Source organism: Streptococcus symci (assembly GCF_006385165.1).
Taxonomy (GTDB): domain Bacteria; phylum Bacillota; class Bacilli; order Lactobacillales; family Streptococcaceae; genus Streptococcus; species Streptococcus symci.
Map to the genome: position 1 here is coordinate 283,757 of NZ_VFJA01000002.1, position 12,732 is coordinate 296,488.

The following is a 12,732-nucleotide window of genomic DNA, read 5'->3' on the forward strand; positions in this document are numbered from 1 at the left end:
TCTTATCCTTCCAAGGCTTGGCGCAAATCTGCAATCAAATCTCTAGCATCCTCAATCCCAATCGACAAACGCAAGAGGTCATCTGTCAAACCATAAGAATGGCGCACTTCTGCTGGAATATCAGCGTGAGTTTGCGTCGTTGGATAAGTAATGAGACTTTCTACCCCACCTAAACTTTCCGCAAAAGAGAAGACCTTGAGACTGTTCAAAACATGAGGAATGCGCGTTTCATCGGCTACTTTAAAGGAAATCATGCCCCCTCGACCAGTGTAGAGAACTTCCTTAACTGCTGGAGAATCCTTCAAAAAGGCAACCACTTCTTGGGCGTTAGCTGTTGAGCGCTCCATACGAAGAGACAAGGTCTTGAGACCACGAATCAATTGATAACTGTCAAATGGAGACAAGACTGCCCCTGTCGTATTAAGATTGTAAAAGAGCTTCTCGTATAGTTCTAAACTATTGGTCACAACCACTCCAGCCAAGACATCATTGTGCCCTGCTAGATACTTGGTTGCTGAATGGAGAACGATATCTGCTCCATCTTCAATCGGACGTTGGTAGATAGGGCTGTAGAAGGTATTGTCTACCACCACTTTGGCACCCTTAGCATGAGCCAATTTGGCTAGTTTTTCGATATCAAATTCCAACATCAAGGGATTGGTTGGGGTTTCGATATAGAGAACATCCACGTCCTTTTCTAACTCGGCAATCAACTCTTCTTCTGTATTGGCATAGGTAAAATGGAAACGGCCTTCCTGCTCCACTTGGTTGAACCAGCGGAAAGAACCACCATAAAGGTCACGGACAGCCAAGACCTTACTTCCTACTGGAAAGACGCTAAAGGCCAGTACAATAGCTGACATACCTGAGCTAGTCGCTAGGGCATAGTCTGCGGACTCAATAGCCGCCAAGACTTCTTCCGCCTTACTGCGAGTTGGGTTTTTGGTGCGCGTATAGTCAAATCCAGTAGACTGACCAAACTCTGGGTGCTGATAAGTCGTCGAAAAATGAATCGGTGTCACCAAAGCTCCTGTCGCTTCATCTGACTTGATACCCGCCTGGGCCAAAATTGTGTTAATGTGTAATTCCTTGCTCATACAATACCTCCAAATCTATAGTAACTATTGTACCACTTATTTTCATCAACTCATTTTCTTCTTTTCAAGAGCTAGTTATAGTTTCAAACTATATAAAAAACGACAGCTTCTTTCGAAACCATCGTTTTTCTTGAAAAATCCTTATTTTACATGTTTTGCCAATTCTTCTTGGGCTTTTTTATTGGATTCTTCTTTTTCTTTCAGCCATTTTTCTTTAGCTTTTTCATATTCATCTTTTGTGACTGTTTTATCTTGTACTTTGAGGTATTTATAGGATTCGATTCCTTTATTACCAGCTAATGAATATGGTTCTGAGAAAGGAACTGTTTTTCTCAATACTGGTGTTCCCCCCTTAGAAATATTTGGAATCGCTAAAGCGCTATCTACCAACCATGCTTGGATCTCAGCATACTTTTCATAGCGTTTTGCAAGATCTTGCTCCTTATTGGCTTCTTCCAGCATTTGAGTGTAGATATCCAGTCCAACAGCCTTAGCCTTATCATTAGATTCACCAGGCTCTATACCCAGATTTTGCAACACTCCACCGCTCTTCACATTGAAAATATCAAGATAAGTTGATGGATCTTGATAGTCAGATCCCCAACCACCGTTATATAAATCGTAATCTTTCTGAGCAGCAGTCTGAGCCAAATAGCTTGTATTGTCGTAATCTTCAGTAGTGAGTTGTTGAATATCAATTACAACATTTTCTGAACCTAAAGCTGCCTCAATAGATTGCTTCATAGAGTTTGCCTCTTGGACACCCTTTTTAGCAGCTTGGTCAACTGTCATGTCCAAGTGAATAGGGAATTGGACTCCTTTAGCTTGGAGTTCTTTCTTAGCCTCTGCAAATTTAGCTTTAGCTTTTTCAGCATTGTAGTATGGATCTTGGGCATCTGCAAAGTTGATTCCTTGCCATTCCTTACCATAATTGACCATCTTAGAGGCTACTACTTCACCAAAGTCTTTTCCGTTGATACTTACAAAGTTTGGAGGAACAACCAAGTTACGCAAAATCTTAGTTGCACCATCTTCTCCTTGAGATTGAGCCCCGTAAGCTGTACGATCATATGCAAAGTTGATGGCTTGACGGAAGTTTTTGTTAAGAACAGCTTCTTGAGTCGATTTCTTCTCAGCATCACTTGTTTTTGAAGTGAATTTATAAGATTTTCTATCTAGGTTAAAGTTTAAGAAGTAAGAAGTAGCATCTTGCAAGCTATAGATGATATTGTCCTTATTCTTTTCTTTAATTCCTTCAAAACTTGAACTATTTGGATAGAGACGAGCATAACTATAAGCACCTTCTACAAAGTTACGAGCCAGTGCATCTTGGTCACTACCATCATAATAGGCCAATTTCACATCATCTACAAAGACATTTTTAGCATCCCAGTAGTTCGGATTTTTCTTGAATTCAATAACCGATTTTGAAACAAAGGATTTCATCAAGAAAGGTCCATTGTACAAAATACTAGATGGGTCTACCTTCCCAAAATCATCCCCTTTTGATTTCAAGAAATCTGCATTGACTGGGAAGAGAATGGTTGATGTTGTTTTTGAGTTCCAGTAAGATTCTGGTCGTGTCAAGGTATATTGAACCGTTTGGTCATCAAGAGCCTTGACTCCGACAGTTGAAAAGTCTGTTGTTTTACCAGTGATATAGTCATCCAAACCAGCGACGGATTCTTGTACTAAGTACAAGGCTTCTGATTTTTTATCAGCTGCATATTTCAAACCAGTTACAAAATCTTGGGCAGTTACAGGAGCATATTCATCTCCATCTGCAGTATACCATTTAGCATCTTTACGCAGTTTGTAGGTATAGGTCAAACCGTCCTTAGAAACACTCCAATCCTCTGCCAAGGATGGAATATAGTTCCCATACTGGTCATTTTCCATGAGCCCATCTACCAAATTAACCACGATATCATTAGTTGTTGCACGGTTTTCTGCTAGATAATTCAAACTAGACGGATCACTAACATAAACATAGTTATATGTTTTTGACGCTGTGCTGGAATTTCCACACGCGCTTAATAAAATACCTGCACTTAACACGACACCCGCAAGTGCTACATACTTGGCTTTAGACTTTTTCATCTTCAGAACCTCCTGATTTAAATATTTGTCTTATTATACAACTTGAGTTTTATTTAGTCAATAGATTTTTAAGTAAAATTTAAGAAAAATTAAATTACCATCTACAAACTTTAGCTATTATTCTACAAATTAATAAAAAAGAGAATAATTTGAACATTTCATGATAGAAATGTTCAAATTATCCCTTTTATTTATAAATATTTTTTAAGTTAACTTTAATTTGATTCGTAGGCGATCTGCTTGGGCTTTTCCAATCACCTTATCCAATAAACGGGTACGGAGGCTCATAATTCCATAAACTCCTCCACCCATGGCACCGACAAGAGTTACATATAGAAAACTCCACAAACGCCCACTTGGTTGGAAGACAAATCCCAGTATCCACTGGATAGCACCTACACCGATGAACATAACAAAAGTCAACAAACTGATTAAAATCGTTCTCCTAAATACCACATTACCTCTCATTCCTGTTACCCTACATAGTTCACGATAAATGAATAGAATAGGGATGATAAGAGCGATTGATGTTGAAATCAAAGGACCATAACTGTGAAAAAGATAAATTGTTGGTAATTGCAAGACTAGCTTAGCAACCGAACCATAGAAAAAGTAACGGATTGCTTTACGATTATGGAACATAGCCTGAAGCATTGGTGACAAAACCATATATACACCCAAAATGGTTGACTGCAAGACTGCAAAGATAAACAAACCTAATGCCAAACCATCTGGCTTCCCGTAAAATATGGTATAAATAGGTTCACCGACCATGACCACTCCCACTGTTGCAGGAAAAAGAAACAATAGAAGCATAGTTAGATTATCTTGAATCAATTTAGAGGCAGACCTCAAATCACCTTTCACATAGTTTTCGGTCAAAAGTGGCAAGCCTACACCACCAATCGAAACTCCTAAGGAAATCAAAATCATAGTGATTTTATTAGGATTGGCAGAGAAATAAGAAAACATGACAACCAAGTCTTCATTACTATAGTTGGTAAACCAGCTCATACTATTGATAAAGGTCATCTGATCCAAAATCTGGAAAAGCTGGATTGCAGACCCTGTCAGGATAAAAGGAATGGCTTCCTTAATGGTATCGATCAAAAGACGCTTACTATTAATCTTATCTCCTGTTTCAAGGACTCTTTTAAGTAATCCTTCTTTGGCAAGGAAATAGATCAAAACTGTAAAACTGGCTACCATGCCGACAAAGGCAGCAAAGGTGGATTGGGTAACCGCTGCTAGATAATCTCCTGAGCCCATTTTCATAATCATAAAGGTAGCCAAGAGCATCCAGATTACACGAATGACCTGTTCAGCGATTTGGCTCATAGCATAAGGTTTCAGGTTATTCATCCCTTGGAAGAAACCTCGGATAACACTCATAGATGGGAAAATCAAGACTGCCCAAGCCAAGCTCTGCATGATTGGGATCAAGTCTTTGCCCACACCCGATAAGTCTGCTAGCCAAGGAGAAAAGAGATACAAGACTAATGCAAAGACCAGACCAAGTCCTGTCATAAAGCCTAAAAAGCTCCGAATCAGGGCAAAGCTATGCTCTTCTTCTCGCATGGTATTATACTTGGCCACTTGCTTGGCCACCGCAACTGGAATCCCTGCTGTTGAAATCAGCAAGAACCAGGCATAGATATTATAGCCCATGGTGAAGAGACCATTTGCTGTAGCCGCATAAGACCCCATCCAGATATACCAAGGGATAATATAAATAGCCCCGAGTAGACGACTGATAAAGTTACTAGCCGTTAGCCAAGCAGTCCCTCGTAACATCTGGGCCTGCTGGTGATTGTTTTCGTTAGACATAGATTCCTCATTTAATTTTAATAACTAGGAAAAATTCCTCATCTTCCATTATAAACTTTTCCTTGTCACTTGTAAATTTACGACTTTCGGTTTACAATAGAAAGTATGATTAAGATTGAAACCGTATTAGATATTTTAAAGAAAGATGGTCTCTTCCGTGAGATTATCGACCAAGGACATTATCACTACAACTACAGCCATGTCGTATTTGACACCATCTGCTATGATAGTCGCAAGGCCAAAGAGAAGAGCCTCTTTTTCGTCAAGGGTGCTGGCTTTAAGAAGGAATTTTTGCTTTCTGCCATCTCTCAAGGCCTCGGTTGGTATGTGGCTGAAGAAGACTATGAGGTTAGTATTCCTGCTATTATCGTCAGTGATATCAAGAAAGCCATGAGTTTGATTGCCATGGAATTTTATGGGAATCCCCAAGACAAACTCAAACTCCTCGCCTTCACTGGAACCAAAGGTAAAACAACAGCAGCCTACTTCGCCTATAACATTTTATCTCAAGGGCATCGACCTGCTATGTTGTCGACCATGAACACAACTCTAGATGGCAAGACTTTCTTTAAGTCTGCATTGACAACCCCTGAGAGCATTGACCTCTTTGACATGATGAATCAAGCTGTACAAAATGACCGTACTCACCTCATCATGGAGGTATCCAGTCAAGCCTATCTGGTCAAGCGTGTCTATGGTCTAACCTTTGATGTGGGAGTTTTCCTCAATATCAGCCCAGACCATATCGGCCCGATTGAACATCCGACGTTTGAAGACTACTTCTACCACAAACGTCTCTTGATGGAAAATAGCCGAGCAGTCATCATTAACAGTGACATGGACCACTTTTCTGTCTTGAAAGAACAAGTTGAATATCAAGACCATGATTTTTATGGTAGCCAGTCTGAAAACCAAATTGAGAATTCCAAAGCCTTTAGCTTCTCAGCTACAGGTAAACTTGCTGGAGATTATGATATCCAACTGATTGGTCACTTCAACCAAGAAAATGCAGTCGCTGCTGGACTTGCCTGCCTCCGTCTCGGAGCTAGTCTTGAGGACATCAAAAAAGGAATCGCTGCAACCCGAGTTCCTGGTCGTATGGAAGTTCTCACTCAGAAAAACGGAGCCAAGATTTTCATCGACTATGCCCACAATGGTGATAGTCTCAAAAAACTCATCAATGTCGTAGAAACTCATCAAACTGGAAAAATTGCACTGGTTCTTGGTTCGACAGGAAACAAGGGAGAAAGCCGTCGTAAGGACTTTGGCCTCCTCCTGAACCAACACCCTGAGATTCAAGTCTTTCTGACTGCTGATGACCCCAACTATGAAGATCCAATGGCCATTGCGGATGAAATTAGTAGCTACATCAATCATCCTGTTAAAAAGATTGCGGATCGCCAAGAAGCCATCAAGGCAGCGATGGCTATCACAAGTCAAGAATTAGATGCTGTGATTATCGCTGGTAAAGGAGCCGATTGCTACCAAATCGTCCAAGGTAAGAAAGAAGCCTATCCAGGAGATGCAGCAGTCGCAGAAAATTATTTATAAGATAGTAAAAAATCAAGGGAAATGAAACCCTTGATTTTTTCTATTTTTATTTAAAAGCGTTTTTCAAACCTTCAACGGCACCTTCTACAGCATCTTTAGCATCTTCAACTACTTCTTTTGCCTTAGCAACTGTCTTTTCTACAGCGCCTTCTGCTTCAGTCTTACCATCTCCAGTAACTTTACCAAATCCTTCTTTGATAGCGCCTGTTGCTTGTTCCAATTTGTTTTCAAGTGACATATGATTGTCTCCTTTAGTTTTATTCCGATATGTGTTACCGGTTACATATAGTTTATACTTAATCCTAAGGAAAGTCAAACAATGTGCTCAGAAACAAAATTTCAAGCTAAGTAGAAAGTTAATCTCTCCTTGTCAAAATCGACGGTCAACTCATACTTCCCCTCTTCATTTTGGACAATATAGTCTAGGACAACCAAACTATCCACAAAGATATCACGGCGTTTCTGTATAAGCTGGTCTTTTTTGAGAAATTTCAACAAAAAAGTTGTCATGTATTTGAGAGCATACTCAGGATTGACATCTCCTAAAATGTCATAAAGTTCCTGCTGTTTTTCTGTCAAAGGATACTGATGTTTGACCTTGTAGAAATAATTGGAAAGGGTCATTTTAGTCCGCGCAAAGTCCGTCTTTTCAACTAAAATAGCAGCATTGGTTTGATTGCGTAATTCTGTCTCAAACCTCTGCTCTAACAAGGCTTGATAGACCGGACTATCTTCGCTAACAAAAATCTCTTGATCCAGTTCAAGACTATCAAGTGATTCAAGCATAGGAAGATTAAGGTAATAACGCTTATTTTCTCGTAGAATCAAGCCTGCCTTTATATACTCTTCCATGAGTTTATCAACTGCTATATCTGGAAATTGAGCCTTAATTTCTCTCAAAATAACATCCTCATGCTGGTCCAGATAGCGGATCAATTCTCTAAAAAATGGCTGTCTCGTCAAACGAGATGGATTAAAAATCTGAATCATGAAGATTCCTTTCTTTACATTCTAACAGAGGCGATGCTGCCAACTGACTGGGATTGGTCCCCGGCTGGTTCAAAGGAACAGGCAGACCTAGTTCTCTGTAATACTCTCTCCAAAAATCACTAATCTCCTGCTCCCCATCTCCAAATTTCATAGGTATGGTTGCAAAAATGGGGAGAATTTCTGCCATGTACTGGGAACAGTAGAAACCAGCGCCATCTGGATAGAAAGAAGCATTGTAGGGAGCTCCAAGATGTTTGCAAGCTTTTTCCTTCACAGACTGGATATCCATTTCTGGGTAAACATAGAGGTCGTACAAGTGATTGGACTCAAAGAATTCTGCTGGTTCTTGACAGACCACACCAAATTCTCCACTAGCGTGGTAAATCATCCCATCCAAACAAATGGCAACATGGTTATAGTTGCCTGTGGAAGTCTGGATGGCCTGTCCCATATCTGACTCATCTCTCACAAAAATCAAATCGCCATTTTCTAACATACTTCACTCCTAGAAAAAAAGGAGCCGAAACTCCTTTCGATATAAGGCAAACTAGCCTTTCCTAATTTGAATTAATACTCAAAATCTTAAGCATTAAAGCTTTCAGTCAATTGAGGTACCACTTGTTTCTTACGTGAAACAGCACCAGCAAGGAAGGCATGATTGTTTTCAAGTTTGAAGTTGAAAGCTGCTTCAACCTTGTCCATGTTAGCACCAAGAGCCAAGATTTCTGAGTTTGAGTTGACAATATCTGTAATCATCAAAACAAAGTCAGAGTAGCCGTTTGCTGCGTTAGCAGCTTGCATTGCAGCTTCAATTTCTGCTTGGCGTTCCAATACTTCAGCGATGTCAACTGTGTTTACTTGAGCAACACGGACATTATTTCCGTTCAATTCAAAAGTCTTAGCATCGATATCAATCAATTCATCAGCAGATTTGCTAGCCAAGTTTGTACCAGCTTTAAGCATAGCCAAACCATACTCTTCCAAGTTGACACCAGCCAATTCAGCCAATTCAGGAGCAATGACTTTATCTGTTGGATGTGTTGTTGGTGATTTCAAAAGAAGGGTATCTGAAATCAAACCTGAAAGCATCAAGCCAGCAATCTCTTTAGGAACAGCTACACCATGTTCTTTAAACATACGATAAACGATTGAAGACGCTGAACCAACTGGCTCCAAACGCATGTAAAGCGGGCTTGCAGTTTCAAAGTTAGCCACACGATGGTGGTCCACAACACCATAAACTTCTACTTCAGCGATATCTGATACAGATTGTTGGAATTCATTGTGGTCAGTTAGGATAACTTGCTCTGCACCTTCTGCTTTGGCAGAAGTGATGACACGCGGTGCTTCCACACCAAAATAGTTCAAGACAAAGGCTGTTTCTTCATTTGGAGTTCCAAGGGCAACAGCTTCCGTATCCAAACCGTAAGCTTCTTTTGCAAGGTAGGCAAAGGCTACAGATGACCCGATGGCATCTGAGTCTGGATTTTGGTGACCAAATACTAGAATCTTAGACATGATAATACCTCATTTTGTTTATTCTCTTTATTGTAGCATTTTTTTCGCTTTTTGACAAAAGTAAGAGGAGTCAAAGGACTCCTCACAATTCTTCAAAATAACTAAGTAAATTTCTATCTTGATTTTCAGATAAAAATTGCTCCTTCTGTGGTCTCTTCTTACGCTTGAGAAGGGCTTCTGCCGACATGGCTTCTTCCTTACTGGCAAAACCTTGAGCATAGATAAGTTTGACTGGCAAGCGTGCTCGTGTGTATTTGGCTCCCTTCCCACTACTGTGGACAGCGAGGCGTCTTCTCACATCAGTTGTATAACCCGTATAGTAGGAACCATCACGGCACTCCAGCACATACATATAAGCCTTATGATCCATAATAAATCTCTTCAAGTTCAGGCGTATAAGAGCCATCATCATTGTGGACAATGAGAGGTGGCAAGACCTTAAAGCCACTTGTCGAGCCATCCTTGATAGCCTCAATCAATAGCATATTGGCTTCCTTTTCCCGCTTTGGATAAACAAACTGTAGGCGTTTAGGAGCTAGATTGTGCCGCTGCAACATATCCAAGATATCTAAAAGTCTATCAGGGCGATGAACCATGGCCAAACGCCCATTGGATTTGAGAATACTCTGGGCACTACGACAGATTTCCTGCAAATTGGTCGTGATTTCATGTCGCGCCAAGAGATAATGTTCGCTCTCGTTCAGATTGGAATGAGGATCCACCTTGAAATAGGGCGGATTACACAAAATCATATCTACCTTACTTCCCTGAATGTAAGCAGGCATATTTTTCAAATCATCACAGATGACCTCCATCTGCTCTTCCAAACCATTCAAACGGACAGAGCGTTCAGCCATATCCGCCAAACGCTCCTGAATCTCAACAGCCAAAATCTGTGCCTGAGTACGAGTGCTAGCAAATAGCCCCACCGCTCCATTCCCAGCACAAAAATCCACTATCAAGCCCTTTTTAGGAAAACGTGGAAAACGTGACAAGAGAACACTATCCACCGAATAGCTAAAAACCTCTCTATTTTGAATGATTTTAATATCTGTCGAAAAGAGCTGGTTAATGCGCTCTCCTGATTTTAATAATTGTTCTTCTTCCATGGTCTTATTATAGCAAATTTATATTAACATTACAAAAGATAGAGATTTCTAACTAGTGCTTCTGATTCTTCAAATGTTGAAGAGCTTCCTTGGTCCAAATTGGCATCATTCGTTTAAGAGGCGCAAAGCCGTAGTTAAAGCGGTCGCTTGAAAAGCGTCGCCGTCTCGGAAACTGGTGCTTTTCTTCCTCCAAAGTGCGGATAGAAAGACTAGCTTTCCCTGTAAATTCATCTAAATCCACTACTTGAACTTGAACCTCTTCATCGACTTTCAAGGCTTCTTGGATATTTTCAATAAAGCCTGTCCGAATCTCTGAAATGTGAATCAGCCCCGTATCACCCGTCTCTAGCTCAACAAAGGCACCATAGGGCTGAATTCCTGTAACACGCCCCTTTAGCTTATCACCGATTTTCATCTTAGTCCTCGATTTCAATTGTTTCAATCACGACATCTTCAACTGGCTTGTCCATAGCCCCTGTATCAACAGCAGCAATTGCGTCCAAAACAGCGTAAGAAGCTTCATCAGCTAACTGACCAAATACAGTGTGACGGCGGTCTAGATGAGGAGTTCCACCTTGGTTGGCATAGATTTCTGCGATCGGTTCTGGCCAACCACCACGAGCAATTTCTTTCTTAGAATATGGCAGGTGTTGATTTTGGACGATAAAGAACTGGCTGCCGTTGGTATTTGGACCAGCATTGGCCATGGAAAGAGCACCACGGATATTGTAAAGTTCTTCTGAGAACTCATCCTCAAATGATTCTCCGTAGATTGACTCGCCACCCATACCAGTTCCAGTTGGGTCTCCACCTTGAATCATAAAGTCCTTGATAATACGATGGAAAATGACACCATCATAGTAACCATCTTTTGAAAGAGCTACAAAGTTAGCTACTGTTTTAGGAGCATGTTCAGGGAAAAGTTTAATACGCAAGTCTCCATGATTGGTCTTAATAGTCGCGATAGGACCTTCTACTGTTTCAATGTCTACTTGTGGGAAATGCAATTCTTTTTCTACCATACCAAATCCTTCTAAGGCATCAAAAATGCCATCTTCTTCTAATGTTTTTGTAATATAATCTGCTTTTTCTTTGATGTTATCATGAGAAATTCCCATTGCAACGCTAATTCCAGCATAATCAAAGAGTTCCAAGTCATTCAGTCCATCTCCGAAGACCATGACGTTCTCTGGTTTCAAACCTAGGTGTTCCACAACCTTTTCCACCCCCGTCGCTTTGGAGCCTGAAATCGGCACAATATCAGACGAATGCTCATGCCAACGAACCATGCGAAGTTTGTCTGAGAGACTGTCAGGCAAGTGCAAGTCATCTCCCTTATCTTCAAAAGTCCACATCTGATAGATATCTTCTTTTTCATGGAAATCAGGATCTACATCTAAATCAGGATAAATTGGATTAATGGCTTCACTAATCATATCGGTGCGAGTCGACAACTTGGCATCATGACTCCCAACCAAGCCATACTCAACTCCCTCTTGCTTTGCCCAAGAGATATACTCCTCAACATCTGACTTCTCAATCTGATATTGATAAATAACCTGACCTTTTTTATCTTCGATATAGGCCCCATTTAAGGTTACAAAAAAGTCAGGCTTGAGATCACGAATCTCTGGAACAACACCAAAAATCCCTCGTCCAGAAGCAATACCTGTCAAAATTCCTTTCTCACGTAATTGCTTAAAAACAGTTGGGATTGAAGCTGGAATAAAACCTGTCTTAGAATTTCTCAATGTATCATCAATATCAAAAAAGACAATCTTGATTTTCTTTGCCTTGTATCTTAATTTGGCATCCATCTCACTACCTCTTTCAATCTAACTCTTTCCATTATACCATAAAGTAGTTAAATCCCCTATTTTCAAAAAGTTTCCAGTTTTATTGTAAGTCCTTGGATAAGTATAAAACTAAATCATCATCGTTTTGACAACTTGCACCCATTTCTAGCGGTTTATTTCTATACCAGACACCTGTCCCATCTGGAATGTAGCTCCGTCTGATATACAATCTCTGGGCAGGGCCATAGCCTAAGTACAAACCTACACCAAGAGTGACCTTACTCGAAACAAACTTGACTCGTTTTTCTGCTTCTTCTAGCAGTTGATTCCCAATCCCTTGATTTCGAAAATGCTCAAACACATTAAAATCTGATAATTCTGGATAGACTTCTGCAAAAGGACCATGTTTAGCAGAGGGCAAAATGGTAACGTAGCCCGCTACAGCACCATCAATCTCTGCAACTAAGACTTCTCTCTCCCCACTTTCCTGTTCCAGAAAATATCTAGCCAAAATTTCCTCTCTACCAGGCCAACCTTGATTCATAAATCCATGAGATAAGGATTCAATATCAGACTTAATCATATTTCTAATCGTACAATTCATCTTTGACTTACCCACCTTTACTCTTTCTATTACCATTATAGCACGCCAAGGTCAGAAAAAAACTATCTCGTGAAAAAAGACCCAACCGGGTCTGAAAAAGAGGTCCACTCGGAACTCAACTAGCTCTTTCATTTCAAGGC

General features: G+C 40.4%; 13 protein-coding genes. 1 reads left to right on the forward strand and 12 read right to left on the reverse strand.

What is annotated here, in order from left to right; all coding sequences use genetic code 11:
* Window positions 1-2: 2 nt before the first annotated feature.
* The 3 genes from FJN11_RS06000 to FJN11_RS06010 form a co-directional block, all read right to left on the reverse strand.
* Window positions 3-1,097, reverse strand: a complete 1,095-nt coding sequence (locus FJN11_RS06000; RefSeq protein WP_140224308.1) for a cystathionine gamma-synthase — start codon at window positions 1,095-1,097, stop codon at window positions 3-5.
* A 141-nt stretch (window positions 1,098-1,238) separates the two neighbouring features.
* Window positions 1,239-3,197 carry a peptide ABC transporter substrate-binding protein gene (locus FJN11_RS06005; protein ID WP_140224309.1) on the reverse strand — a complete coding sequence of 653 codons (1,959 nt, stop codon included), beginning with the start codon at window positions 3,195-3,197 and terminating at the stop codon, window positions 1,239-1,241.
* 204 nt (window positions 3,198-3,401) lie between these two features.
* Window positions 3,402-5,024 carry a putative polysaccharide biosynthesis protein gene (locus FJN11_RS06010; RefSeq protein WP_140224310.1) on the reverse strand — a complete coding sequence of 541 codons (1,623 nt, stop codon included), beginning with the start codon at window positions 5,022-5,024 and terminating at the stop codon, window positions 3,402-3,404.
* A 105-nt stretch (window positions 5,025-5,129) separates the two neighbouring features.
* Here FJN11_RS06010 and FJN11_RS06015 point away from each other — a divergent pair, with 105 nt between their 5' ends.
* On the forward strand, window positions 5,130-6,575 hold the full coding sequence (locus FJN11_RS06015) for a UDP-N-acetylmuramoyl-L-alanyl-D-glutamate--L-lysine ligase (RefSeq protein ID WP_049552271.1): 1,446 nt from the start codon (window positions 5,130-5,132) through the stop codon (window positions 6,573-6,575).
* Window positions 6,576-6,621: 46 nt separating this feature from the next.
* On the opposite strand, the gene FJN11_RS06020 is transcribed toward FJN11_RS06015, so the two are convergent.
* The 9 genes from FJN11_RS06020 to FJN11_RS06060 all read right to left on the reverse strand — a co-directional run bounded on the left by FJN11_RS06020 (window position 6,622) and on the right by FJN11_RS06060 (window position 12,592).
* The gene (locus FJN11_RS06020) at window positions 6,622-6,813 is read right to left on the reverse strand and encodes a CsbD family protein (protein WP_049488510.1); all 192 of its coding nucleotides are present in this window, start codon (window positions 6,811-6,813) and stop codon (window positions 6,622-6,624) included.
* Window positions 6,814-6,914: 101 nt separating this feature from the next.
* Window positions 6,915-7,565 (reverse strand): DUF1803 domain-containing protein, encoded by a 651-nt coding sequence (locus tag FJN11_RS06025; protein WP_049552272.1) that lies wholly within the window; start codon window positions 7,563-7,565, stop codon window positions 6,915-6,917.
* Window positions 7,549-8,061, reverse strand: coding sequence for a YiiX/YebB-like N1pC/P60 family cysteine hydrolase (locus tag FJN11_RS06030; RefSeq protein WP_070842496.1), 513 nt, complete (start codon window positions 8,059-8,061; stop codon window positions 7,549-7,551). Before FJN11_RS06030 ends, FJN11_RS06025 begins: the two co-directional genes overlap by 17 nt.
* An 86-nt stretch (window positions 8,062-8,147) precedes the next feature.
* Window positions 8,148-9,083, reverse strand: coding sequence for a manganese-dependent inorganic pyrophosphatase (locus FJN11_RS06035; protein ID WP_000036046.1), 936 nt, complete (start codon window positions 9,081-9,083; stop codon window positions 8,148-8,150).
* 82 nt (window positions 9,084-9,165) lie between these two features.
* Complete coding sequence (locus FJN11_RS06040) at window positions 9,166-9,453, reverse strand: GIY-YIG nuclease family protein (RefSeq protein WP_140224311.1); 288 nt, start codon at window positions 9,451-9,453, stop codon at window positions 9,166-9,168.
* Complete coding sequence (locus tag FJN11_RS06045; RefSeq protein ID WP_016398575.1) at window positions 9,443-10,192, reverse strand: tRNA1(Val) (adenine(37)-N6)-methyltransferase; 750 nt, start codon at window positions 10,190-10,192, stop codon at window positions 9,443-9,445. Before FJN11_RS06045 ends, FJN11_RS06040 begins: the two co-directional genes overlap by 11 nt.
* Before the next feature lie 52 nt (window positions 10,193-10,244).
* Window positions 10,245-10,607, reverse strand: coding sequence for a S1 RNA-binding domain-containing protein (locus FJN11_RS06050; protein WP_140224312.1), 363 nt, complete (start codon window positions 10,605-10,607; stop codon window positions 10,245-10,247).
* A 1-nt stretch (window position 10,608) separates the two neighbouring features.
* The gene (locus FJN11_RS06055; RefSeq protein WP_033681553.1) at window positions 10,609-12,009 is read right to left on the reverse strand and encodes a bifunctional Cof-type HAD-IIB family hydrolase/peptidylprolyl isomerase; all 1,401 of its coding nucleotides are present in this window, start codon (window positions 12,007-12,009) and stop codon (window positions 10,609-10,611) included.
* Between the two features lie 79 nt (window positions 12,010-12,088).
* Entirely contained in the window at window positions 12,089-12,592 is a 504-nt protein-coding gene (locus FJN11_RS06060; RefSeq protein ID WP_140224313.1) for a GNAT family N-acetyltransferase, read from the reverse strand.
* Window positions 12,593-12,732 lie beyond the last annotated feature (140 nt).